This window comes from Sneathiella sp. HT1-7 (assembly GCF_020731145.1).
Lineage (GTDB): Bacteria > Pseudomonadota > Alphaproteobacteria > Sneathiellales > Sneathiellaceae > Sneathiella.
In genome coordinates this window covers 305,054-329,990 of record NZ_JAJFZN010000002.1, presented here as the reverse complement: position 1 = coordinate 329,990, position 24,937 = coordinate 305,054, and the positions used below count along the sequence as shown (strand labels likewise).

The 24,937-nt window shown below is 51.9% G+C and carries 19 protein-coding genes and 1 riboswitch; of the genes, 10 read left to right on the top strand and 9 right to left on the bottom strand.

Features of this window, described 5'->3' with window-relative positions:
- Positions 1-52: 52 nt before the first annotated feature.
- The gene (locus LKE13_RS06750; RefSeq protein WP_227949505.1) at positions 53-715 is read left to right on the top strand and encodes a transglutaminase-like cysteine peptidase; all 663 of its coding nucleotides are present in this window, start codon (positions 53-55) and stop codon (positions 713-715) included.
- Positions 716-783: 68 nt separating this feature from the next.
- On the opposite strand, the gene LKE13_RS06745 is transcribed toward LKE13_RS06750, so the two are convergent.
- Complete coding sequence (locus LKE13_RS06745; protein WP_227949503.1) at positions 784-2,130, bottom strand: TolC family outer membrane protein; 1,347 nt, start codon at positions 2,128-2,130, stop codon at positions 784-786.
- Positions 2,131-2,912: 782 nt separating this feature from the next.
- Between LKE13_RS06745 and LKE13_RS06740 the strand changes: the two genes are divergently transcribed.
- The 4 genes from LKE13_RS06740 (at position 2,913) to LKE13_RS06725 (ending at position 9,397) form a co-directional block, all read left to right on the top strand.
- Positions 2,913-5,291 carry a type I secretion system permease/ATPase gene (locus tag LKE13_RS06740; RefSeq protein WP_227949501.1) on the top strand — a complete coding sequence of 793 codons (2,379 nt, stop codon included), beginning with the start codon at positions 2,913-2,915 and terminating at the stop codon, positions 5,289-5,291.
- Between the two features lie 2 nt (positions 5,292-5,293).
- On the top strand, positions 5,294-6,622 hold the full coding sequence (locus LKE13_RS06735) for an HlyD family type I secretion periplasmic adaptor subunit (RefSeq protein WP_227949499.1): 1,329 nt from the start codon (positions 5,294-5,296) through the stop codon (positions 6,620-6,622).
- Positions 6,623-6,690: 68 nt separating this feature from the next.
- Complete coding sequence (locus LKE13_RS06730) at positions 6,691-7,338, top strand: transglutaminase-like cysteine peptidase (RefSeq protein WP_227949497.1); 648 nt, start codon at positions 6,691-6,693, stop codon at positions 7,336-7,338.
- Positions 7,331-9,397, top strand: a complete 2,067-nt coding sequence (locus LKE13_RS06725; protein WP_227949495.1) for an HD-GYP domain-containing protein — start codon at positions 7,331-7,333, stop codon at positions 9,395-9,397. Before LKE13_RS06730 ends, LKE13_RS06725 begins: the two co-directional genes overlap by 8 nt.
- A gap of 4 nt (positions 9,398-9,401) precedes the next feature.
- Here the strand turns inward: LKE13_RS06725 and LKE13_RS06720 are convergent, their stop codons facing one another.
- The 7 genes from LKE13_RS06720 to LKE13_RS06690 form a co-directional block, all read right to left on the bottom strand.
- Positions 9,402-9,719 carry a hypothetical protein gene (locus tag LKE13_RS06720; RefSeq protein WP_227949493.1) on the bottom strand — a complete coding sequence of 106 codons (318 nt, stop codon included), beginning with the start codon at positions 9,717-9,719 and terminating at the stop codon, positions 9,402-9,404.
- 151 nt (positions 9,720-9,870) lie between these two features.
- Complete coding sequence (locus LKE13_RS06715; protein WP_227949491.1) at positions 9,871-10,599, bottom strand: trypsin-like serine peptidase; 729 nt, start codon at positions 10,597-10,599, stop codon at positions 9,871-9,873.
- A 118-nt stretch (positions 10,600-10,717) separates the two neighbouring features.
- Positions 10,718-11,482, bottom strand: a complete 765-nt coding sequence (locus tag LKE13_RS06710; protein WP_227949489.1) for an SDR family NAD(P)-dependent oxidoreductase — start codon at positions 11,480-11,482, stop codon at positions 10,718-10,720.
- Positions 11,483-11,516: 34 nt separating this feature from the next.
- A complete protein-coding gene (locus LKE13_RS06705; RefSeq protein ID WP_227949487.1) occupies positions 11,517-12,080 on the bottom strand; it encodes a DUF924 family protein in 564 nt (187 codons plus the stop codon).
- A gap of 98 nt (positions 12,081-12,178) precedes the next feature.
- Entirely contained in the window at positions 12,179-13,603 is a 1,425-nt protein-coding gene (locus tag LKE13_RS06700) for a cation:proton antiporter (protein WP_227949485.1), read from the bottom strand.
- A gap of 114 nt (positions 13,604-13,717) precedes the next feature.
- On the bottom strand, positions 13,718-14,458 hold the full coding sequence (locus LKE13_RS06695; RefSeq protein WP_227949483.1) for a hypothetical protein: 741 nt from the start codon (positions 14,456-14,458) through the stop codon (positions 13,718-13,720).
- 84 nt (positions 14,459-14,542) lie between these two features.
- Complete coding sequence (locus tag LKE13_RS06690; RefSeq protein ID WP_227949481.1) at positions 14,543-15,373, bottom strand: ABC transporter ATP-binding protein; 831 nt, start codon at positions 15,371-15,373, stop codon at positions 14,543-14,545.
- A 243-nt stretch (positions 15,374-15,616) separates the two neighbouring features.
- Positions 15,617-15,806, top strand: a riboswitch (cobalamin riboswitch).
- A gap of 120 nt (positions 15,807-15,926) precedes the next feature.
- Between LKE13_RS06690 and cobW the strand changes: the two genes are divergently transcribed.
- The 4 genes from cobW to LKE13_RS06670 are packed head-to-tail and all read left to right on the top strand — an operon-like array spanning position 15,927 to position 22,789.
- On the top strand, positions 15,927-16,955 hold the full coding sequence (gene cobW, locus LKE13_RS06685; protein ID WP_227949479.1) for a cobalamin biosynthesis protein CobW: 1,029 nt from the start codon (positions 15,927-15,929) through the stop codon (positions 16,953-16,955).
- Between the two features lies 1 nt (position 16,956).
- Positions 16,957-20,697, top strand: coding sequence for a cobaltochelatase subunit CobN (gene cobN / locus LKE13_RS06680; protein WP_227949477.1), 3,741 nt, complete (start codon positions 16,957-16,959; stop codon positions 20,695-20,697).
- On the top strand, positions 20,694-21,326 hold the full coding sequence (cobO, locus tag LKE13_RS06675; protein WP_227949475.1) for a cob(I)yrinic acid a,c-diamide adenosyltransferase: 633 nt from the start codon (positions 20,694-20,696) through the stop codon (positions 21,324-21,326). Before cobN ends, cobO begins: the two co-directional genes overlap by 4 nt.
- Positions 21,326-22,789 carry a cobyric acid synthase gene (locus LKE13_RS06670; RefSeq protein ID WP_227949473.1) on the top strand — a complete coding sequence of 488 codons (1,464 nt, stop codon included), beginning with the start codon at positions 21,326-21,328 and terminating at the stop codon, positions 22,787-22,789. The genes cobO and LKE13_RS06670 overlap by 1 nt, the downstream gene beginning before the upstream one ends.
- On the opposite strand, the gene cbiB is transcribed toward LKE13_RS06670, so the two are convergent.
- Positions 22,782-23,849, bottom strand: a complete 1,068-nt coding sequence (cbiB, locus tag LKE13_RS06665) for an adenosylcobinamide-phosphate synthase CbiB (RefSeq protein ID WP_227949470.1) — start codon at positions 23,847-23,849, stop codon at positions 22,782-22,784. The two genes, LKE13_RS06670 and cbiB, sit on opposite strands and share 8 nt — an antisense overlap.
- A gap of 58 nt (positions 23,850-23,907) precedes the next feature.
- On the opposite strand from cbiB, the gene LKE13_RS06660 reads away from it, so the two are divergent.
- Positions 23,908-24,933, top strand: a complete 1,026-nt coding sequence (locus LKE13_RS06660) for a sirohydrochlorin chelatase (RefSeq protein WP_227949467.1) — start codon at positions 23,908-23,910, stop codon at positions 24,931-24,933.
- Positions 24,934-24,937: the final 4 nt, after the last annotated feature.

Below are 24,937 nucleotides of genomic sequence, written 5' to 3'. Positions count from 1 at the left end.
GTTAATGATTTGTTGCCCATAATGCGCCTGAACAGGAGGCTTTTTTAACCAGATGGCAGGAACCAACGCGGTGACAGGAACAAGACCCGGATTTGCCACGATATGCGCAGCACTTATTCTTGCCTGCTGCGTTATTGCAGCACCATCTCTCGCTGACGCAAAGGCAGGTGACCTGTTCGGTTATAAGGCAACCCCCTATTCCGGCCTCAAACCCTTTCCAAAATGGCGAAAGGTGCTCGCAACCTACAAGGATAGGCCTGGCGATTGCGTTTCAGGAAAATATAATCGCTGCGCCCATCAGAAATGGCGCGCCCTGATAGAGGAATGGCGGTCACTGCCGAAAGAAAAGCAGCTTGAAAAAATCAATCGGCACATGAATCTTTTTCGCTATATTCTTGATCCCATCAATTGGGGAGTGCGTGATTATTGGGAAATTCCTAAAGAATTCTTTGCCCGGTTCGGTGATTGCGAAGACTACGCGATCGTCAAGTATTTTACGCTGCGCGCCCTCGGGTGGTCAGCGAAGGACATGAAAATTGTCGTTCTGCAGGATGTTAATCTCGGCATCGCCCATGCAATTCTGGTTGTGAATTATAAAGGCAAAAATCTAGTGCTCGACAATCAAATCGGACAAGTCGTTGATGCCACTCGCATCCGACATTACCGACCGATATATTCTGTCAATGAGATTGGATGGTGGCGTCACAAGCCCTAGCGCCGCAGACATAAAAAAAGCCGCACATTACGTCTAAGCGCGGCTCTTGTTATAGACTTTCGATATTGTTAGCCTTTTTTCTCCATCGGCGTTGCTTCCGCGGGCAGGGTCACACCGAGTGTCGAGTTCAACCGGCCCATAGTGGCAAGCAACCGATATTTTGCAAACCTAACCGAATACTCCACCGTCACCAGCGACGTCCGGGAGTTAAACAGTTCATTATCCGCATCCAGCAGATCCAGCAGATCACGCTGCCCGATTTCAAATTCCTGTTTGTAAGTCGAGGCAACCTCAGTATTGGCAACAACAGCCGCTGCGAGAACTTCCGAACGCGCTTCCGAACGGGCGAGTGAACTCCAGCTGCGTCGAACTTCCTCTTCTACGAGGCGTTCATAACGGCGTTTGCGCTGCTCCGTCTCTGCTTTGCGTGCTAACGCTTCCTTCTCACGGCCTTCGTCGATCCCCCCTCTATAGAGGTTGTAGCGCAACCGAAGCATCGCCAATAAATCGTCGTTATGGCCTTCAACCCCATCGAGATTATTATCCGCAGAGCCTCCTACCTCCAGATTAACTGTCGGATAGTAGCTTGCCTGAGTCGCCCGAATTTCCGCATCAGACGTTTTGATATCTGAAGAAGCGAACATAATGTCCGGATTACCTTCCAGCGCAATCGCCACGATATCATCAATATTGTCGGGAAGAACGCTGTCGCTGAAGTCAGGAAGTTCGAGATTTACCGGCTGTACACCCACAACTCTCCGATAGGTAATTTCCGCATCGTCCTGCGCGCGCAAAGTTTCAACGAGAGTGTCTTCAGCTGCAGCAAGACGCGCCAGCGCCTGCTGGTCATCACCAATACCGCTTTGTCCGGCTCTCACCCTGTCCTGGATTTCATTCAGTGTCCGGCGATGTTTTTCGACATTTTCCTTCGCCAGTTCAACAATTTGTTGACTGCGAAGCGTATCAAGATAGGACCGCACCGCGTCAAGAGCGATGGCTTCGGCCCGTTCCCGGACCCGATACGCAGCACTATCGACACGATTTCCCTGCCGGTCTACTTCTGCGCTACGAAACCCACCATCGTAAAGGGTCTGCACGAGCAGAAGGCTCGATTCCGTGCGGCGCAAATCTTCGTTATCAATGGTAACTGTATCAGTCCACTCATAACCAATGCCCGCTTCAAGATCGAGCGACGGAAGATAAAGTCCTTCCGCCTGTCTTAATTCCTGATCAATCGCGCGGCGATTTGCCGAAGCCTCGGCGATTTCCGGATAGGTCGAAACCGTTTGCTGGACTGCATCCACCAATGTTTCGGATTGCGCGGCCCCCACCGCTATATAACTTCCGAAGACCGCCGTTAGAACACTGGCGGAAAGTACATTCATTGTCTTCCCCGCACGGTTTCTAAGCTTCATACCCCTCTCCCACTTTGTCTGTTTTGCTTAACGTCGAAGAAATTTTCGCTCGCCTGATGCGTAATGCCTGAGCAAAACATCCATCCAAAACTTAATTATAATACGACGGCAATCTACGCTTTCTTTCCGCCGTCGATCAACTCTATATAACGGCGAAGACCATATATTTAGTGGTCTTCGCAACAGCCTGTGGTAAAATTACAACAATCCATTCAAGCTGCCCTATCATAACAACTTCGCCATCCGACCCTGTCGCAAATACGCCTCTTGGCGCGTACGGAAAGGGCGCCACTTTTCAATGTCATTTAAATCACTACCAGTTATGGTTAATTTTTGTTGAAAAATAGGCGAAAACCCCGCAACTATACGTAATATATTGGCGTAGAAGCCTAAACGAGCGGCGTATTAATTCAAAGGACCGGCGCACATTCCATAATTTTAGAAAATACACTTTTGCCAATATGTTAACTGCATTTTCACCAAATAAGCGTTGAATGACCAACGTGGAAAAGTAGTCCGTTCCGCATAAAGGATTTTGTAAAAGCAGGATGGAAGCTGCGAGACAATACAAAGGGGAAGTTCGAACGGCCGCAATCATTTCTCCATCGCAACATGAAATCGCCGAAATTGTTATTGAGGACTGAGCGGGAAAGTAAGGGTATGGCAGGGCAAAGGAACCATGGAGAGTTCAATTCTCTCAAATCCCGAACGCGAGGCGGATCTGCTGGATATGCCGGCATGATTGGGTCGCGTGAAAGCCGGCGAAAAATGAGGGCATGCCGGTGAGCGAAAATTCACGCAAATCCGCGAGGCTCGATGTCAACACAACGGACGATCTATTCGTCACAAAAGCCGGAAACAAAAAGACAAGGGACACCAAATTGAAAACAGGTAAGCCGACTGCAGCAGCAAGTAAGCTAGAGACCACAGAGGCTGCCCTTCGGACAAAAATCAAAAGTAAGGGAAACTGGCAGGTCAACCTTTCCGAAATCACGCGCTCTGATCAGGATCCCCTGCTTGGCTGCCTCGCGGCTTTGACTAAGCTTTTCGATGATCCACGCACTCCGGATGCGCTAGCCTACGGCCTCCCACTTGAAGACAACAAATTAACACCGGCGCTATTTGTCCGGGCCGCGGAACGCGTCGGCATCAGTGCCCGCATCACCAATCGAAATCTCGATAAGATACCGGAAGCCGTTCTACCTTGCGTCGTCCTGCTCAATGACCGGCGCGCCTGTATCCTGCTCTCGCGGGAAGACAGGAAAGCCAAAGTTATCTTCCCGGAAACAGGGGAAGGCTCCGACAGCCTGCCGCTCACAGAACTGGACGCTGAATATGCCGGGTACGCTATTCTGACCCGACCAAGTTTCAAGTACCGCGTTGATAAGGATGAAAAGTTACAGGATAGGCCCGGCTCATGGTTTTGGGGGACCATGTGGCAATTCTGGCCGACATATATTCAGGTCATTATCGCCGCCTTTCTGATCAACAGCTTCGCCCTGGCAAGCCCCCTTTTTATTATGAATGTTTATGACAGGGTCGTTCCCAACCGGGCGATCGAAACATTATGGGTGCTGGCAATTGGTGTAATCACCGTGATCGGCTTCGATCTGTTACTTAAATCACTGAGGTCGTATTTTGTCGACAATGCCGGTAAACGGGCTGACATTCTGCTGTCCAGCCGAATATTCGAGCAAGTTCTCAACCTTCAGGTAAAGGCCCGTCCTGCGTCTGCTGGCGCGTTTGCCAATCACCTGCGAGAGTTTGAAACATTGCGGGATTTCTTCACGTCCGTTACCGTAACGGCGCTCGTCGATCTACCCTTCCTCGCGATTTTCCTGTTTATCATTTACCTGATCGGTGGCCCGCTTTTTATCATTCCCGCTGTTGCCGTCCCTGTTGTTCTGCTTATCGGGCTGTGTCTGCAATGGCCCATGCGCCGCGCCGTTTCCAAAACGTCGGAAGAAGCCGCCCAGAAGCATGGGGTTATCGTTGAAACAATCTCCGCCCTCGACACCGTTAAAAGCATGGGAATTGAAGGCCATATGCAGAAGGAATGGGAACGCTTCGTCGGGAAGACCGCTGAAACAAGCGTTGCCGCGCGCTTCTTCGCCGGCCTCGGCATCAATCTTTCCGCTGCTGCCATGCAACTTGTAACCGTCGGCGTGGTCGTCTATGGCGTCATGTTAATGGGAGAACCGGACTCGACTATTACAGTAGGCGCCTTGATCGCTTGCACCATTTTAACAGGGCGGACAATGGCACCGCTTGGCCAGATCGCCGGGCTGCTTACCCGCCTCAATCAAGCTATCGTCGCCTTGAAGGGACTTAATCATATTATGTCCCTCCCGGTTGAACGGGGCGCGGAAAAACGTCAACTCAGCCGCCCGAATATCCAGGGTGATATCGAATTCAAGGATGTAACTTTCAAATATCCGGGCACCGACATCCCTGCGCTCGACAATGTATCATTCAAGATACGGGCGGGTGAGAAAGTCGGAATTATCGGGCCCGTTGGATCAGGGAAGACAACGATTTCGCGCCTGCTAATCAATCTCTATGAGCCCGATGAAGGCGCCGTACTGATTGACGGCACGGATATCCGGCAAATCGACCCTTCCGATATCCGCCGGAGCATTGGCAGCGTCATGCAGGATATCACCCTGTTCCAGGCCTCTGTTAGGCAAAACATCATCCTGGGGCATCCGCGTGCCGACGATGAAATGATCCTGAATGCCGCGAAGCTTTCCGGTGTACATGATTTTATTTCTCGGCATCCACATGGCTATGACCTGCATGTTGGAGAAAAAGGCGCGACCATGTCCGGAGGGCAACGGCAAACAATTGGTCTTGCCCGCGCTTTCCTGCCCAATCCGCCTATCCTGATGCTCGATGAACCGACAAGTGCCATGGACATCAATTCAGAGCGACGGCTGATTAGCCGTCTTCAAGACTATATTCAAGGAAAGACCTTGCTTCTCGTGACGCATCGCACCTCCCTCTTCTCGCTGGTTGATCGGATCATTGTCCTTGGAAATGGCAAGATCGCGGCGGATGGCCCGCGCGATGAAATTCTGAAACTCGGTCAGAGTGGAAACTCAACCTCCAAAACTGTTTCGGCAACCGTGTCAAAACCACAGCGAAACGGACCGGAGGACTGACTATGGCAGACAATTTAAAATGGAATGACTCAGATTTCGCGTCGGACGTCGTAGCCGCGAGAGTACAAGGCCCGCATCCGCGTTCTTTCCTCCTGCTGTTTGGTGTAATCGCCTTTTTCGTTGTCGGGTTCATCTGGGCAAAAAATGCGGTTCTGGATGAAGTCACCCGCGGCGACGGCAAGGTCATCCCGTCCAGCCAAGTACAAATTATCCAGAATCTGGAAGGCGGCATCCTCAGAGAATTGCTGGTACATGAAGGCGATATCGTCGAAAAGGGCCAGATTCTTCTACGCATTGACGATACCGGCTTTTCCTCCCGCGCGGGAGAAATCGAATCCAATTATCTTAACCTGATGGGGCGTATCGCCCGTCTTGAAGCGGAGGCCACGGGTGAACCCCTTACCTTCCCTGCTGAACTTCTGGCGGAGCGTAAGGACATTTCCGTGCGCGAGCTAAATCTGTATAATGCGCGGCAGGCTGAACTCCAATCGCAAATACAAATCTTGCGGCAACAGGCGCAACAGCGAAACCAAGAAATTGCAGAGATTAATGGTCGCCTGAGACAGCTCCGTGCCAGCCTCGGACTCGCCAATGAAGAAATGGAAATTACGGCACCTCTCGTCAAGAAAGGGATTGTCCCAAAGGTGGAATCTCTCAAGCTACGCCGGGAAATTAACGACCTGAAAGGGCAGATTTCTGCATCCGAGCTTTCCAAGCCACGTGTTGAAGGCGCGCTTAAGGAAGCTAATCAGCGAATTGAGGAAAAAATTCTCAGTTTCAAAAGTACTGCATCACAAGAACTGAGCCAGACACGTGCGGAGTATGAGGCGGCTCGTCAGGCCATTCTCGGTGTCAAGGATCGTGTTGCACGGACGGATGTGCGCTCGTCTGTAACTGGTGAAGTAAAGGACGTTAAAATCCAGACCATTGGCGGCGTCGTCAAACCGGGTCAGGATATTATTGAAATAGTGCCAATCGACGATACGCTTTTGGTGGAAGCGAATATTCGCCCGGCCGACATCGCTTTTTTGCGGCCAGGACAAGAAGCCACAGTAAAGATCACGGCTTATGACTACTCAATTTATGGCGGATTGCCAGCCAAGCTTGAACGGATCAGTGCCGATACGATTGTTGATGAGAAATCCGGCGAAAGCTATTATCAGATCATCGTTCGTACAAACCAGAATTTCCTCAAACGCGGGGAAAACTCCTATCCAATTATTCCCGGCATGGTCGCCTCTGTCGATATCCTCACAGGCCATAAAACAGTGCTGGACTATATCCTGAAACCTATCCTGAAAACACGGGATACGGCATTGAGGGAACGGTGATGATACACAATAGAATGATAAAGCACGCCACCGCTTTTCTGCTAACGGGTCTTTTCCTTTTAGGCCCAGTGACCGGTGCGACCGCTCACGCGGACGTGACGGAAAAGGGCCTTTTCGGCTTAGTCGAAATTTCATCAGATAATCTGGCAGCCCTACCCCTCTGGCTCAAAGTTAAAGCGAGTTTTCCCCAGCTCGCAAATGCTGCCGCCAAATGCGATGCCCGCATCGAGGATTGTGAGTCGCAACAGATGACGTTGTGGCGCACGAAAATCGCAGAACTACAAAATTCTCCTAAGCGCATCCAGATGCAGGAACTGAACAGTTTTCTAAATGGCTGGAAATTTATTCCCGACGACGCAGGGGCATTATCTGACAGCCATTGGGCGTCGCCGCTTGAGTTTATTTCAAATGGCGGCGGATCAAGAGATTTCGCCATCATGAAATATGTCAGCCTTAAAGAGCTCGGTTTTGACCCCGATGCCATGCGTATTGTTATCGCCAACGATGTCCTGCGCAACAAGGCACATGCCGTATTAAGCGTCGAGCGCCGGGGCAAACGCTATGTTCTCGACAACCTGAACGATACCATACTGGAAGAACGCCTCGTCAACTATTACGTCCCGTTCTACTCCGTTAATGAAAATAGGAGATGGGCCCATATTCCCCTTGATTTCCTGACCGCGCAAGATGCCGCAGGGAGCAACCAAAATGACTGATGCAACAGCCAAGCTTGAACTAAATTCATTTCTTTCCGACCGTGCGCCAAGCGATAGCAACCTTTTTCGCAAAGCCCCCTGGAAGATTGCCGCGTTTTTTCTCATCGTCTTTGCGATCCTGGGATACTTTCTGTGTGACTACGCAATAGAGTCTCGCAAACAGGAATTAGTCGGGGAGCTTCAAAAACGCCTTGATGTGAGCGCGGCCGGCAAGGCACAAGTGATGGAAACCTGGCTTGCGGGTGAAGTCGAAGACGCCAACCGGATCGCAGAAAATGAACTTTTCAAGCTGTTTGCCACAGAAATTAATTTTGTGGGTGACGGCAAGCTCCCAAAATCACTGAATGATCAACTGCCTTACATGCAGAACGCGTTCTCAAATTTCGTCAATCAGGCGGAACTTATTGGAGCATACCTTATCGGTAAAGATGGCCGTGCTTATCTTGCTTCCGGAAATGCTCCGTCCCTAACGGACAATCAACGCTCAACCGCGCAAGCGCAGTATGAGAAAACAGAAGTAACTTTCCTACCTCTTCGTGCGAGCGATGCCGGGCTTGTTTTTGACTTCGTCCTGCCAATTCATGCGGCGCAACGCGAACCCAACAGCAGCGGTAATGATGTCATAGTCGGGGCTCTGCTACTCACCGTCCCGGCATCAAATGCGCTTTCAGAACTATTGAACGCACCGCTCTATAATAATCAGCCGGATGTGACTAAGCTTTATCAGGAAGCGGATGGAAAATATTATGAGCTGTTCCCGCTAAAACCTCCATTTATTGCACCTCAGGAAGATGCGCAGCTTGCGCCCGGCGCAACAAACTTTCAGGAAATAGCTCGAGAAAACAGCAACAGTGTCTTTTCCTCCGGGGCGCTGGTTCCGAACACTCACTTTGTGGTCTTTCAGCAGGTGTCCAGCGATAAAGCATTGGCGCCGCTTCGGACCTATGCGATGTTTGTCATTGGCCTCGCGTTCAGCTTCCTCATTATTGTCTTTACCGTTCTCGTCGTGATCTGGCTGACCCTAAAGGGACAAAGCGCCCGCGCACTCGCCCAACAGTACAAGGAATTTGCAGACCAGATAAACACACAACGACGGTTGCTGGGAAGTATCAACAACACAATAGATGAACTGATCGGCCTAACCGACCCGGAAGGGCGTTACATCTACGCGAATCCATCCCTCGCCAGGGTCGCTGATTACCCGCTTCGATCCATTCCCGGCAAAACGGATCGTGAGTTGTTTGGCGAAAAGGCCGCCCGAGATCTTGCTGAACATGATCGCAAGGCCATCGCGACGGAACAGACGGTCAACGCCTTTGTCGAAATTGAAAGGCGGGACGGAACGCGGATTCTGAGGATCGCTAAATCCCGCTTTCTCAATGAAGACGGAGCATTCCTTGGCATTGTCACAGTCAGCAGTGACATCACCGACTATGTGAAATTCCAGCGCCGGAAAGAGGAAATGGATCGCAAAGCCATTACTGTTCTTGCCCAGATGCTGGAAGCTAATGACCCTTATCTGTCAGATCATTCCATTCGAATGGCGCAGATTGCCAATCACATCTCAGTGGAGCTGGGGCTGTCTCCTGAAATGATCAAAATAATCAACACCGGTGCGCATCTTTCACAGATCGGTAAAATATCCATCCCGCGCGAGATTAGGGAAAAGGATGTACGGCTGAGTGAAAAAGAACAGAAAGTGATGCAGAAACATGTATTGATCGCCGAAAAGATTCTAAGTAACGCCGATGTGGAAAAAGAAGTCCTTGATGCCGTCACCCAAATTAACGAGCTTCTTGACGGGACCGGTTATCCAAAAGGCCTAACAAAGGATGAAATCGATATGCCGGCCCGCATTCTCGGGATGGCGGATATCCTGATTGCACGAATTTCACCGCGTTCTTACCGCGAGGCTATCAGTGTTGACGAGGCCCTTCGCGTGTTTAAACTCAATCCGGAAAAATACGACCCAGAAGTTGTTGATGCGATGATGCGCTTTTTCGAGACTGAAACCGGTGCCGACTTCAAGGCAAATATCGAGAAAAGCAAGAAGGGCTAAAAACTCAAGACTCGTCAGAAACGATATTACTTTTCAGAAGTAAATCCGTCGCATCCGGCAGGTCTTCAGAGGCGACATTGCCAAAATTTAATTCCGCGCCTGAAAGTGTCAGCGTACCTGTATCGCCATCACCGCTTTCGGCAAATTCCATGGAACTGCCGTTTTCTTCCGCCGCGATATTCAATGCATCAAACAAGGCATCCAGATCAACGGTTCCATTCTCATCCAACTCCAGGAAAGCAAGGTCCGCCGTTTCACTATTTTCAGATACAGCCTGATCATCTTCGATCAACTGATTTTGATCTGTTTGCTTATCACTCATAGTCGCCACTACCCCTGCGCACCCAAGGTAAGATAAAAAGGCCTTGGTTAATTCTTTATTACTTTATCCGTCGGGACATCGCATTTCATCCCCCATATGAGGTAGATCATAATAAATTTCGCCGTATTTGCCTAAAAATTTGTTCTTCTCATTATTTTTGCAGTTGTGACACACGGTTCCTGAACATGTCCAAGGACACCGCAATTCCATCGTTCATCCCCTTGGAATTCGACATTGTCGCAACATGAATTCCGATAAGTGAGTACGACTTTCCGTCATACAGAAAAAGAGGAGAGCCCGAATCGCCCTGCGTTGCATCACATTGGTGCCGCAACAGCAAGCCGGATTTACTTTGCTGGATACTGCTGATCTCGCAATCTTTATCTGCGGTCAACATATGTGCAATATCCCGGCTATAGCCAGCCTGAACAACAACAGCTCCGCTGGCGAGAACATCTTTTAATTCGCGAAGATTAAAAGCGGCTACAGGCGCAAAGCCGAATTCCTCCCCAAGTGGGTTTTTTAATGTTGCAATTGCCCAATCATTTTCCAGCGTCGACTTTTTATCAAGAGAAGTAGGTTGCCGCCCATCCGGCAATTCAAACCGCTCGATCCTGGAATGTGCCTTCACGTCCCCCTTCTCATAGCCAAGCACGAAATGAAACGCGCTTGGCACCGACCATTGTTGACGCCGATTATCCCAAAAACAATGGGCCGCTGTCAGTACCGATACCGGCCCCACGAGGATACCCGTGCAATGACTGCCGCTTCGGTTTAGTCGTCCGATCATACGCCAGGGATAATCCGAGATCTTGACACGCACCCGATTATCATCGCCTTTAATTCCCGGAACCTTAAGCACCTTATCCGGGACAGACATTTCGGCGCGAACGAACTCCGGAACCAGGACGAACGCGATAGAGAAGATGAGGCAAATGCAAACCGCGTTTTTAAGGCTTGCATAAACAGATCGGGCATTTTGCCTCATGGACGCGGGCTTAGACAGAAAGTCCAATCCTCTTGCGGAGTGTCTCGTCACGGATCGATAGTTCCTGACCGGCCAGATCACTGGCCGCGTCACTGCACAACCAGGCAATGGCCTTCGCAGGTTCATCAGCCGGTGCAAGATTCTCGCGCGGAATTTGACTGACCGAATTGATACCCGAGGCGCGGATCACCCCCTGCATGTCCGTATCGACGATTCCCGGGGCAAACCCATATACACGAACACCCTTTTCGCCAGCCTCCAACGCTGTTGCACGGGTCATCATATAAACGCCGGCCTTTCCTGAACAGTATGCACTCCATCCGTCCATCGGACCATGCGCCGCGCCGGAACTGATGTTGATAATCACCCCAGAACTCTGTTTCAAGAAATGCGGAAGAACAGCGCGTATCCCGTTATAGACACCCACGAGATTAACCGAAATATTTTGCGCCCATTCGTCAGGATCGCTCGTCGCGATCGCACCAATCGGGTCGACGATGCCAGCGTTATTGACCAAGGCATCGATCCGACCAAAGCGATCCATCGTTTCCGCCGTCATTTTTTCAACAGCTGCATAGTCGGACACATCACAACTCGCGGCGAACGCCTCACCGCCCGAATTCTTGATCTGCTCAAGGACACCGCTGCAAGAGCTGGCGGAGCGCGCACTCAGACAGAGTTTCGCACCATTTGCAGCAAGCTCCAAAGCCGCAGCGGCACCTATACCCCGACTGGCACCTGTTAAAATAATAACCTGATCTGATAACTGACCCATGTATTTTTCCCGTTCGTTATATTAAGACGTTTATCTAAAAGGAAGAATTAGGCTCTTTTAAGAAAGCCTCTTCTTCTTCGGTGTTTTGCCGTCCCAACTGCTCATTCCGGTGCGGGAATCGGCCGAACTTTTCAATAATGACATAATGCCGCTCTGCATAATCTACCAGTTCATCCGAACCAAGTTTTTTAAACAACTGCATCGAAAGCTTCTGATCCTCAAGATCCTCGCTATGCTCAAACGGAAGGGTTGCAAACTGCTTTTGCACAGCACCAAGTTCATCATAGTACCCGCGAGAGAGCATATGGCGCGCAATCTCCCTCGCCTTGCCATCAGCATCGAAAGCACGCGGCGAGTCCCGAAACATATTCCGCGTAAACTGATCGAACAACAAGATTAGCGCGAGAGAACCGCGAGCGCTTTCCGTCCAGTCGAGATACGCACCGGATTCCGCTTTTTCGAAATCATCAAGGAAGTGTTCTCGAATTTCCGCGTCAAAATCTTCATCTTTTTTGAACCATGCCTCGCGCGGTTTGCCGTATTCCGCATGGCCTTCTGGTAAAAACCAGAAGTCGAGAATTTCCTGAATTCGGTCCATGGGCTGCCTCTTTATGTTCATGTCAACCGATCATGCTGAGTGTTGGTTCTGTTTGGGCGAAATCTATAGATCACAGCATAACGTGACAAGACGCGATACTAATTCTTGTCTTTTTGATCGCTGCCCCGCTCATCTTCCAGAATTGCCTGATAGGATGCAGCATCTTCACTCTGGATGATGATTTCCGATCCTTCCGCGCGGGAAGGCGACGCCACTTCTCCGGCATCCGTTTGGGCCGCGGTCTGCGCCTGCGACGACGTTCCGCCTGTTAATGAGCCGAGATATCCTATCGTTGCCCTGAAAATGCGAACTACTGCCAAGGTCTCCTTACCGTAAGCCTTATTCCAGAAGACCTGGAAATTGCTGGCCTGACCGGCTGCAACGCTCTGCGCGCGCCGGGCCGTCAGAAGCCAGAGCGGGCTGATCATCAGACTGAGCGCAATCACCGTAATCATCAACTGAGAGATATCACGCGACACATAGCCGCTTGCGCTCCCCGTTGCCATAAGAAGAAAAGAGAATTCCCCTACCTGGCCCAATGCGGTCCCAGCGATAAAGGCGGAACGCCAGTCAACGCCCGTTACCCTCAAAATGACGATATTGATGGCCGTTTTTCCGACAATCACCAGCAGCAGCATCAACAGGACAAGGCCAATATTCTGCCAGATATAGGTGACATCTATCAGCAGGCCGATGGAAAGAAAAAAGATCATTAGCAAAATCGACTGGATCGGCTGCGTTGCTTCGACGATACCTTTTCGTTCCTGGCTGTTCCCAATGATAAGGCCGGCAAGAAACGCCCCAAACGCAGGAGACATACCGAAAAGGCCGCTAATCGCCGCAAGCCCGAGACAGAAAACAATCCCGAACAAGGGCGTAAGGTCCGCATGACCGGAAATGGCTTTCAAGAATGGCAGGTGAATGCGTTCCCTGCGGCTCAGGAAGAGAATAAGACCTATCAGGAAGGCCACCGCCAGTCCGAGTGTCAAGAGGAGTACGGGTACATTCAACGCCTCACCTGAGAGGCTGCCAACGATAAGCAGCATCGGCACCACCGCAAGATCCTGTGCGATGAGAAGACCCACCGCGATATTACCGGTCCTCTGGTGAAGTTCCCCTATGTCTTCGAGAATTTTAACTGCAACGGCGGTCGAACTGATCGACAGGCTGAAGGCCAGAAGTAAGGTCAATTCCCACGGCCAATCCAGAAAAAGTGCAATCAGTCCGACGACAACATAAGAGACCGCAACCTGAAGAAAAACGCCGCCAATTGCCGTTTTCCAGATGCGCATAAAGGACTTCAGGTTGAGTTCCATCCCGATCAGATAGAGCAGCAGCAACACCCCAAGCTCGGCTAGAATTTCAACATTTTCACGATCTTCAACAAACCCGAAAACCGAACGCCCCAGCACCATTCCGGTTAGCAAGTAACCGACAATTGCCGGCTGCCTAAGCCGTGTCATGATCATCCCGAACATCAGGGCTATCGTGGCAATGATGGCAATATCCGTAAGTTGGTGCATTGTGCGCTGCGAAACCTGCAAGAAAAGCGGTTAAAAAATAAGGGTACGATTACGGATAAAAAAGCGCAAGGCACGCATCGCTCAACGGCATGTTTTCTGCATCATTTCCATCTTTTAGCCCTGAAAATTCCAGAAATTGCTGATTTCGTCTGCCGTTATCCGAAAAATATCATCAACGCCCAGGCGATAATTGCGCGCGAGCTTGGTCAACAGGGCAAGTTCATTCAAATATGCATCCTCGCATCTGAATTGATCGCATATTTCCCGATCACTCATCAATTGAAGTGCACGCAACTCCATGGCAATCCGTTGCCGGTTCGCCGCTCTTGACTGATCCGCTGATTTCCCAGCTAGACATATGAATTTATCGCTTGCCTCGATGAGTTTTTCCGCCGGATAGAAGAACACGCAACTGCGCACAAACTGCCTACACAGCTTTTCGACAAAGGGCGTATTAGGAAGAGAACTCTGTTCAAGGTATGACCGCACCACCATCCGTCTGCAATAAATCAGCTTTTTTGGCATGATATGCGAGAGGTTCAGAAAAGACGGCGCATAAGTCACGAGCTGTCTGAACAACAGCAGTTTTTCAAGAAATCTATACTCAGCGATCCAGAAGCGTTGCTTAACTGAAGACAGCCGCGCGAGTTCCCCTTCAACGGAATCCCGAAGGAGTGTTCGCTCCCTTCTTTCCTGTGTTAATACTGACGTGCAATGCGTCCGTGTAACCGCGTTATCTATTATAAAGGGGCGCACCCAGCGGGTCAGAGCCTGCTCTTCTTTGCGCCACGGCAGATTGTCCCGTGGCGTCAATAAATCTGAAGCTGTCAGGCTGTCACTTTTGCCATCATTCATGGAAACCACGCTAATTTGACTCGCTAACAAAGCCCAAACTAGACGCTTTCAGGATGTTTTACGTGATCACCAAATAACGGAAATTCAGGCTGAAACAGTCGAAACCGACATCTGAATTGGTCCATCTTTTCGCTTATTCCAGAACTGCGACACATATGGATCATCCGTATGCCCCGCTTCACGGACGTCGCCCGTCCAGACAACGCGTCCCTCATGCAGCATGGCGATGCGGTCGGAAATAATACGTGCTGTCAGCAAGTTACTGGTTATCGCCATAACTGTACTGCCGAGTTCACGAACGTTATTGAAAATCTGATCATTGATGACATTGCTCATTATCGGATCGAGCCCGGCAGTTGGCTCATCCAGAAACAGGATCGGAGGATCCCCGGCTATTGCACGGGCGAACCCAACACGTTTCTGCATACCGCCGGAGAGTTCCGACGGGAATAAGTCAGCTACATCCGCCGACAGTCCGACAGAGCGCAGCTTCTTGATGGCCATTGCCTTGACATCCTGCTTGTTCACACCGGATTGCTGATTCAGGCGAAAGCCGATGTTCTCCCAGACCCGAAGGCCGTCGAACAATCCCGAACGCTGAAACAGAATACCGAATTTTCGGAAAAATTCCATCCGGTCCTTCTCCGGCATATCGCTAACTTCTTTCCCGTCGAGGAGGATCGAGCCACTGTCGGGTTTGATCAATCCGAGAATGCATTTCAGCGTCAACGTCTTGCCAGCGCCTGACGGCCCAATCAAAGTTAGAATCTCGCCAGCTTTCACCTCAAGATTTATGCCGTTCAAAACCTGAACGCCATCAAAGCTCTTATACAGGTCCTTGACGACAATTTTATTTTTCGCTGTTTCCGCCATGGCAAAGAAACTACAGGATAAATTTGCGAAAACAAACTGCATTCTGCAATCACGAAGCAGTTTAAGGGATGCCGAGTTCGAATAATTACGCCATTTCCAATACTAAATGAGATGGATCTCAATATCGTTGGCAGGACTGATGATTTCTGTCTCGCAGAATCACCGGGGGCTCTGTTTTGGACTACTCTGAACGGAAGCCGGTCGAGGGGGCATCCTAAAAAAGCCCGGACCATTGGGCAAATCGATAAAAGCACCGTCAATGGATTGACAGGCAACGCTTTCCGCCGTAGCGTCCGCTCCGATGGTTCCCAATCAGGGATTATAAGGGAATGCGGTGCGATCCATGGGTCAATGCCGCGGCTGTCCCCGCAACTGTATGCGACTAGCCTGCACAAAAAACCACTGAGACAATCGGGAAGGTAAGTGCCGGTGCCATTCGCAAGCCAGGAGACCTGCCATCAACTGTATCAATTTCTGCTGCATGACGGAGGATCATGATGAGCGTAATGACATTGCGAAATCCGCACCCTAATTCCAAACGCCCCTGCCCGGCCAACCCTTTGGCCTGCGCGACATTTTCCCCCGGAGTAATGATATGAGTGAGAAAATACCGGCAACCGTTATCACCGGTTTCCTTGGCGCGGGCAAGACCAGCCTGATCCGCCACCTAATCGAAAATTCGGAGGGCCGAAAATTGGCACTTATCATCAATGAGTTCGGCGACCTTGGCGTCGACGGGGACCTCCTCAAGGGATGCGGCAATGAAAACTGCACGGAAGAAGACATTGTCGAGCTTGCCAACGGCTGTATTTGTTGCACGGTTGCCGATGATTTCCTCCCCACCATACAGAAAATACTAAGCCGCGAAGATCGCCCCGATCATATTATTGTCGAAACCTCTGGCCTTGCACTTCCAAAACCGCTTGTCCGGGCCTTTGGATGGCCCGAAGTGCGCACGCAAGTAACAGTCGACGGAGTGGTTACCGTGATTGATGGCCCGGCCTATCGTGATGGGTTGTTTGCCGCTAACCCCGACGCCGTGCAGGCCCAGCGGGAAGCTGACGAAATGCTGGATCATGACAGCCCGCTGGAAGAGCTGTTCGATGATCAGATCAATTGCGCCGACATGATCATTTTCAACAAGGCGGACATGCTTGCAGATGAGGAACTCTCCTCGGCCACCGCCGGACTAAAGGATCGTCTCCGTCCACAGGTGAAAATGCTCCAGACGAGCCATGGTAAGCTGGACGCTCGGGTTCTGCTGGGTCTTGGTGCGGCGGCAGAGGATGATCTAGACGCGCGCCCGTCGGTTCATGATGATGCCGATGACCATGAGCATGACGACTTTGACAGTTTTGTTCTGGAGGTCGGGGAGATCACATCTCCAGAAACACTGATTGCCAAGCTGGAAAAGGCCATCGCCGCGGAAGATATTTTGAGGGTGAAAGGTTTCCTTACCGTGAAGGACAAGGATATGCGGCTCGTTCTGCAGGGCGTCGGCAGTCGGTTACAGCACTATTATGATCGGGAATGGGCCGCCGATGAGAAACGTATCAGCAAGCTCGTGATAATTGGCGAGCACGATATGGATCAGTCCACCATCACCAAAATAATAAAGGGCTAACATGCATCTTCTGGCGGCCATACCCGGCGGCATTGCTGATGGATCGGAAGCGGTTGATCTCGAACAGGTGCCGGGTGATATCATTTTTCTGTCCGCGGCGGATACGGAGCTGTCAAGCCTGGCACTGAGCCAGAAGGCGTGTGAACGCGCGCCATCCCTCCGGCTTGCCAATACAATGCAGCTGTCCCACAATCTTTCCGTCGATATCTATGTTGAGGATATGATTGCCAACGCAAAGCTGGTGGTTGTCCGCCTGTTGGGCGGAATCGGCTACTGGCCCTATGCGGTGGAAAAAATCACCGAATGCTGTCGCGCAAAAGGAATTATGCTTGCTTTCCTGCCGGGGGATGATCAACCGGATGAAGAACTCGCCGCCCTCAATACCGTTCCGCATGGGACAGCCCATCGGCTCTGGCGGTATCTTGTTGAAGGCGGTGAAGAGAATTACTCAGGTTTTCTGGATTATAGTGCGTATCTACTGGATCATGAAACCGATTGGCGCGAACCCAAGCCGCTGTTAAAGGCTGGATTGTACTGGCCGAATGAGACACAACTGAGCATGGCGGATATTCGGCGGCACTGGAAGGAAGATACACCAGTTACCGGCATTATTTTTTACCGTGCGCTGTATCAAGCGAATAGTCTAGCCCCGGTGGATGCCCTGATCGAAGCCCTTTCAAGCCGTGGACTAAACCCGCTTCCCATTTTCGTCTCCAGCCTGAAGGATCCAGTTTCGGCGGAGATTGTCGAACATCTACTAGCCGAAGCACCGCCGTCTGTGTTGTTGAATGCCACTGGCTTCGCTATTTCCAGCCCCGGTGGAGCGAGAAAATCCACTCCCTTTGACGCCGCTGATTGCCCAATTCTGCAGGTGATTTTTTCTGGCGGCAATGAAGACCATTGGAAGGAAGGTGTCACCGGCCTTTCCTCCCGCGATATAGCCATGAATGTCGCCTTACCCGAAGTAGATGGACGAATTCTCTCGCGTGCCGTTTCGTTTAAGGCCGACGGTGGATATGACGAGGCGACACAAACGAATATTATCACCTATAAACCTGTGCAGGACCGAGTGGATTTCGTTGCCGATCTTGCGGCAAACTGGACGCGGCTGCGCAACACGCAGCGGACGAACCGGAAAATCGCACTGATCCTTGCGAACTATCCCAACAAGAACGGCCGGATCGGAAATGGCGTTGGCCTTGATACGCCCGCGAGTTCCATCGAAGTCCTGAATGCGTTGCAATCCGAAGGATACTCGGTCTCAAGCATTCCCGAGAATGGGAATGCCCTGATAAAGGGTTTGCTGGACGGGCCGACGAATGACCGAGACAAGAAGGCAAAAAGGGAAAACGGCATTGCCTATCCCCTCTCCCGCTATCGCGAATACTTCAGGACCTTACCAGAAAAGCTGCAAAACGAAATCATCGAAAGATGGGGCGACCCGGAAAGTGATCCGTTCATCGAAGGGGAGCAGTTTCTCCTCGCAGCCCGTCGACTCGGCAATGTGATCGTCGGCATCCAGCCCGCACGCGGCTATAATATCGACCCGACAGCGAGCTATCATGACCCGGACCTCGTTCCCCCGCACGGATATCTCGCCTTCTATGCCTGGCTTCGAGAGGAAGAACAGGTTCACGCCGTTGTCCATATGGGGAAACACGGCAACTTGGAATGGCTGCCGGGCAAATCCGTTGCGCTTTCCCGTGAGTGCTACCCCGAGGCTGTTTTTGGCCCGACAGTGCATCTCTATCCCTTCATCGTGAATGATCCTGGCGAGGGAACGCAGGCGAAGCGTCGCGCCAGTGCCGTCATTATCGACCATTTGACGCCGCCCATGACCCGTGCGGAAAGCTATGGCCCGCTTGCTGATCTGGAACGACTTGTCGATGAATATTATGAAGCCGCCGGCGTCGATCCCCGGCGCATCGCCCTGCTGCGGGAGCAAATTCTTGAACTGACAGAGATGTCGGGCATCAATATTGACTGTGGAATTGCTCCTGACGAGCCAGAAGATGAACGACTTACCAAGCTCGATAATTATCTGTGCGAATTGAAGGAGCTGCAAATCCGCGATGGCCTTCATATTTTCGGAAAATCTCCGTCCGGTCGACAGCTCACCGATCTGCTGGTCGCGCTCCTACGCATTCCACGCGGAGATGGCGACGGCGCGAATGCCTCCCTTATCCGCAGCATCGCGCTGGATCTTAATTTGCTGGAGGATTTCGATCCTCTCGATTGCGAGATGGGCGCAGAATGGGATGGCGCCCGCCCTGAAGCTCTAGACTTTGAGGGAACCTGGCGATCCAACGGCGATACTGTGGAACGGATCGAACAGCTTGCCGCCGCTCTTGTATCTGGTGAGACGTCTCCCGAAGAAGGTTGGCATCGGACAAAGACGGTGCTGAATGGCCTTGAGAATCATCTGCGGCCGACCGTCAAAACCAGCGGCAAGGCGGAGTTAGCCGGCCTTCTTAAAGGGTTGAACGGACAGTTTGTTGAGCCCGGACCTTCCGGTGCGCCCACGCGTGGCCGGAATGATGTGCTTCCGACGGGGAAAAACTTCTATTCCGTCGATAGTCGCGCAGTCCCGACCCCGACAGCCTGGTTGCTGGGCTGGAAGTCCGCAGGACTTCTTGTTGATCGCTTTCGGCAGGAAAATGGTGCATGGCCAAAGACGATGATCCTAAGTGCATGGGGTACGTCCAACATGAGAACCGGCGGGGATGATATTGCTCAGGCTCTTGCACTGATGGGCGTTCGACCAACATGGGATAAGGCATCCAACAGGGTCACTGGATTTGAGATCATGTCCACGGAGTTGCTGGATCGGCCCCGCGTTGACGTAACGCTGCGCATTTCCGGCTTTTTCCGCGATGCCTTCCCGCAGCAGATGGCACTTTTTGATAGTGCCGTTAGGGCCGTCGCTGCATTGGATGAAGACGAAAAAACCAACCCCCTCGCCGCGCATGTCCGTGCTGATAAAGATAAACTCGTGAAAGCGGGCATTTCCGAAGAAATTGCTGAAAAGCGAGCGGGCTATCGCCTTTTTGGCAGTAAGCCGGGCGCCTATGGTGCAGGATTACAGGCTTTAATCGATGAAAAAGGCTGGACGGACTCCGGTGATCTTGCGCGCGCATATATCGCCTGGGGTGGTTATGCCTATGGTGCTGGCGAAGAAGGTAAGGCAGAGCAATCCTTGTTCGAACAGCGGCTCGGCAATGTTGAGGCCGTTATCCATAACCAAGACAATCGTGAGCATGACTTGCTGGACAGTGACGATTATTATCAGTTTGAAGGTGGTGTAACGGCCGCCGTCCGGCATATCAAGGGCACGCAACCGACTGTCTATCATAATGACCATTCACGTCCTGAAAGCCCGAAAATCAGGACACTGGAGGAAGAAGTGGGCCGCGTCGTCCGGGCCCGCGCCGCCAATCCGAAATGGATCGAGGGCGTGATGCGCCACGGCTACAAGGGTGCGTTCGAAATGGCCGTCACCGTCGACTATCTTTTCGCGTTCGCCGCCACGGCACAGGCCGTAAAGGATCATCATTTTGATGCGGTTTTTGACGCCTATCTGATGGACGGACGGGTCCGTGACTTCCTGAAAGAGAATAACCCTGACGCCCTGAGCGAAATGGCTGACCGGTTTCAGGAAGCGCTTGACCGCGACCTTTGGCGTCCCCGACGCAACACTATTCACGATGACCTTGCAATGCTGAAACGGGAGGGAACCCGATGACCACCAAGCTGACCCCGGAAGAAATCGCCCGCGCCAATGAAAAGGCGGCAAAGAAAAAAGCAGCTCGCGACAAGATGCTGGCAAAAAAAACAATTGAGAAAGGCCTGCTGATTGTTCATACCGGCAAAGGCAAGGGCAAGTCGACGGCGGCCTTCGGGCTCGCCGCGCGCGCGATCGGTAACGATATGAAAGTCGGCGTCGTGCAATATGTGAAGGGAAAATGGGAAACGGGAGAGCGCAAAGTTCTGGAAGCTTTTCCTGACCAGATCGAAATTCACACCATGGGCGAAGGGTTTACCTGGGAAACCCAGGACCGGGAGCGAGACATCCGCGCCGCCGAGAATGCGTGGAAGAAATCGAAAGAAATGATCGAGGCGAGCCGCGGGGACAATCCCGCCTATGATATGGTGATCCTTGATGAACTAAATATCGTGCTCCGATACGATAGCCTCCCGCTTGGTGAAGTGATCGAGTTCCTTAAGAACAAGCCGGAAAAATTGCATGTTGTCGTTACGGGGCGGAACGCCAAGGACGAGCTGATCAAGATTGCTGATCTCGTAACCGAGATGACGCAGATCAAGCATCCCTTCCGCTCGGGCGTCAAGGCACAGGTCGGGATCGAATTCTAATGACAGCCACCCTCATGCTGCAAGGAACGGGTTCGGATGTTGGCAAGTCTTTGCTTGTCGCTGGCCTCGCCCGTGCCTACAGCAATCGAGGGATGAAAGTCATGCCGTTCAAGCCGCAGAACATGTCGAACAATGCGGCCGTCACGATTGAAGGGGGCGAAATTGGACGCGCGCAGGCACTTCAGGCGCAGGCCGCAAGAACACCCCTTCTCAATGACATGAACCCGGTGCTTTTGAAGCCACAGAGCGATATCGGCGCACAGGTGATTGTGCAGGGGAAAATGTACGGCACGGCGGTCGCCCGCGATTATCAAAAGATGAAACCGGAGCTGCTCTCGAAGGTGCTGGAAAGCTTCCACCGGATCGGGGAGGGTGCTGACTTGGTGCTTGTTGAGGGCGCAGGCAGCCCCGCGGAAGTCAATCTCCGCGCCAATGACATCGCCAATATGGGGTTTGCCGAAGCCGCCGATATACCGGTTGCTCTGATCGGGGATATCGACCGGGGTGGCGTTATCGCGCAGATTGTCGGCACGCACATGCTGCTCTCACCGTCGGAGCAACGGAGAACAAAAGGCTACCTTATCAACAAGTTTCGCGGCGATATTTCTCTCTTTGATGACGGACTTAGCATTATGAGTGAGAAGACTGGTCTTAAAAGCTTCGGTGTGCTCCCTTTCTTCCCCGAGGCTCATTACTTGCCACCGGAAGATGCCTTCGCGATCACATCGCAGGCCCCGCGTGAGGGCACGGTCAATATTGCTGTCCCTGTCTTTTCACGCATCGCCAATTTCGATGATCTTGTTCCGTTGCTTGCGGAGCCCGGCGTAACGGTTCATATGGTGCGGCCTGGCAGTGCCATTCCCGCCGGAATGGATGTAATTTTGCTACCCGGCTCAAAAGCCACGCTGGCCGATATGGATTTCATACGATCTCAAGGATGGGATATCGATATACAGGCCCATGTCAGACAGGATGGAACGGTCATTGGTCTTTGTGCGGGTTATCAGATGCTGGGCCGAAAGCTCTCTGATCCGGACGGCATTGAGGGACCTGCGCGAACCATCGACGGACTTGGTCTTCTCGATTTCGAAACCATCCTCACGGCGGAAAAGAAACTGATAGAGGAGGATGGATCGGAGCATCTGACTGGCACCAAGATACGCGGGTATCATATGCATGTGGGCCGAAGTACTGGCCCGGCTCTCGATCGACCATTTGTTACGCTTGCCTCTGGCTCAGACGGAGCAATTTCAGCGAATAGCCGAATTATGGGGGGCTATTTACACGGGTTGTTCGCGAGCGATGAGTTTCGATATAATTTTATTAACCGGTTTAAGTTTCGAAATGAAAAAATTGATAACTTTGAATATCTTGTGGAGAGTACTTTAGATAAACTTGCAAGTCATATGGAGCATAATTTGGACCTAAACGGCCTGCTGGAGGTTGCAAATGGGATCAGTTAAAGCTGTATATGACAAGTGCGAGGCCAAGAAGCAGCGCCATAGTCAAACCGCCCGCCACCCGGTAGAGCATGAGCGCGCGCAAGATATGTTCCGGCCCAGCATCACGCGCGCCGTTCTCGTTCATCCAACGGTCCGGAACTTCAACTCCACCATAAACTCGCGGACCAGCAAGAGTGATACCGAGAGCTCCCGCCATAGCTGCCTCCGGCCAACCCGCGTTAAAACTGCGGTGATAGCGCGCGTCGTTGAATATGGCTCGAAGGGCGACCTTCGCGTTCGCCCCTTTCACCAGACAGGCCGCGACAACAATCAAGAGCGCGGTCAATCGCGCTGGAATATAATTCGCGGCATCATCGATCCGCGCTGCAGCTTTACCAAAATATTCATATCGCTCGTTGCGATGCCCAATCATGCTATCGAGGGTATTGATGGCCTTATAGGCACAAAGCCCGGGAAGTCCCAACAAGACAAACCAAAAGAGAGGTGCAACCGTGCCGTCGGAAAAATTCTCCGAGAGCGATTCGATAGCTGCGCGCGAAACGGCGCTCTCATCCAGACCTTCTGGATCGCGCCCGACGACATGGGAGATCGCCTCTCGTCCCTCGTCAAGGCTGACATCCAGACCAATCATCACATCCTGAACATGAGTGTAAAGGCTCCGCCATGCGATCAAACTGCTCGCCAATATTGCCAGCAAGATCATCCCAGCGGCAAAGCTCTGGCAAAGTATCGCGACGACATATCCAGCTACGGTCGCAATACCAATGATGGCTACACAGGTTTGCACACCGGCCAGAAACTGCTGCCAGTCGCTGTTTCCGGATTTGTTGGTATTCTTCTCCAACATTGCGGTCAGGTTGCCCAGCAAAACAACCGGATGCGGTATAGTTCGGTAAAGCCACTTCGGGTCCCCCGCCAGCGCATCGATAATCAGCGCCAACAGGATAATCAACGGTGGTGTGAAAAAAGCAGAGCTAGACGTGAACAGTATGTTGGACATCGACGCAACATGATATGGGCTTGCAGGCACGTCAATCCTGAAGTTGTTGACCCCGGACAAGGCTGCCCCCTAAAACTAACCACGGCGCAGTACATACGCGCAGAAACTGGAGCTTGATATGACGGAAAAATATGGCGTGATGGTCTGCGGCCACGGTAGCCGCGACAAGGGAGCGGTTAGTGAGTTTGCTTCCGTTGCGGAAGGAATTGCCGCACGCCTGCCCCAGTACCATGTTGAATCGGGCTTCCTTGAATTTGCCACACCCATCATTCGTGATGGTCTGGATAAGCTCCGGGAGAGTGGCCATAATCATATCCTTGCCGTTCCGGGCATGCTATTTGCCGCCGGACATGCTAAGAATGATATCCCCTCCGTCCTAAATCGGTATGCTACCGAGCACGGCGGTCTGACGATTTCCTACGGGCGGGAACTTGGCATCGATCCAAAAATGATCCGCGCGGCGGGAGAGCGCATTAAGGAGGCGCTTGCAAGCGCCCAGGATAACGTGCCACTGCATGAAACCATGCTGGTCGTCGTCGGGCGTGGTGCGTCGGACCCGGACGCCAACTCCAACGTCACGAAGGTTATGCGCCTCCTGTGGGAAGGGCTTGGTTTTGGCTGGGGAGAGACGGTGTATTCGGGCGTCACCTTCCCGCTGGTGGAGCCGGGGTTGGAGCATGCAGCTCGGCTTGGCTATAAGCGGATCGTTGTGTTTCCTTATTTCCTCTTTACCGGTGTTCTCGTCAATCGAATCTACGACTATACGGATAAGGTTGCCGCGGCCCATCCGGACATCGAATTCATCAAGGCTCCCTATCTCAATGATCATCCGCTTGTGCTCGACTGTTTCGCAGACCGGGTTGAGGAAATTCTAAACGGGCAAAACAACATGAACTGTGGCATGTGCAAGTATCGTGAACAGGCCCTCGGGTTTGAGGATGAAGTCGGTCTAAAACAGGAAAGCCACCACCATCATGTGGAAGGGATTGGCACTGGCGATCATAGCCATGATCACAAGCATGACCATAGTCATCAACATGAGCATCATGGACATGGCGACCATGCGCATGATCATGCGCATCATCCCTATCCCCACGCCGATCACCCGTTGGGGCCGGTTAGTATGAAGAAGAGCGGCAACTGACGCC

Coding starts and splice junctions, on each gene's coding strand:
- LKE13_RS06750 (WP_227949505.1), top strand. CDS start 53: ATGGCAGGAACCAACGCGGTGACAGGAACAAGACCCGGATTTGCCACG.
- LKE13_RS06745 (WP_227949503.1), bottom strand. CDS start 2,130: ATGAAGCTTAGAAACCGTGCGGGGAAGACAATGAATGTACTTTCCGCC.
- LKE13_RS06735 (WP_227949499.1), top strand. CDS start 5,294: ATGGCAGACAATTTAAAATGGAATGACTCAGATTTCGCGTCGGACGTC.
- LKE13_RS06725 (WP_227949495.1), top strand. CDS start 7,331: ATGACTGATGCAACAGCCAAGCTTGAACTAAATTCATTTCTTTCCGAC.
- LKE13_RS06720 (WP_227949493.1), bottom strand. CDS start 9,719: ATGAGTGATAAGCAAACAGATCAAAATCAGTTGATCGAAGATGATCAG.
- LKE13_RS06715 (WP_227949491.1), bottom strand. CDS start 10,599: ATGTCTGTCCCGGATAAGGTGCTTAAGGTTCCGGGAATTAAAGGCGAT.
- LKE13_RS06710 (WP_227949489.1), bottom strand. CDS start 11,482: ATGGGTCAGTTATCAGATCAGGTTATTATTTTAACAGGTGCCAGTCGG.
- LKE13_RS06705 (WP_227949487.1), bottom strand. CDS start 12,080: ATGGACCGAATTCAGGAAATTCTCGACTTCTGGTTTTTACCAGAAGGC.
- LKE13_RS06700 (WP_227949485.1), bottom strand. CDS start 13,603: ATGCACCAACTTACGGATATTGCCATCATTGCCACGATAGCCCTGATG.
- LKE13_RS06695 (WP_227949483.1), bottom strand. CDS start 14,458: ATGAATGATGGCAAAAGTGACAGCCTGACAGCTTCAGATTTATTGACG.
- LKE13_RS06690 (WP_227949481.1), bottom strand. CDS start 15,373: ATGCAGTTTGTTTTCGCAAATTTATCCTGTAGTTTCTTTGCCATGGCG.
- cobW (WP_227949479.1), top strand. CDS start 15,927: ATGAGTGAGAAAATACCGGCAACCGTTATCACCGGTTTCCTTGGCGCG.
- cobN (WP_227949477.1), top strand. CDS start 16,957: ATGCATCTTCTGGCGGCCATACCCGGCGGCATTGCTGATGGATCGGAA.
- cobO (WP_227949475.1), top strand. CDS start 20,694: ATGACCACCAAGCTGACCCCGGAAGAAATCGCCCGCGCCAATGAAAAG.
- LKE13_RS06670 (WP_227949473.1), top strand. CDS start 21,326: ATGACAGCCACCCTCATGCTGCAAGGAACGGGTTCGGATGTTGGCAAG.
- LKE13_RS06660 (WP_227949467.1), top strand. CDS start 23,908: ATGACGGAAAAATATGGCGTGATGGTCTGCGGCCACGGTAGCCGCGAC.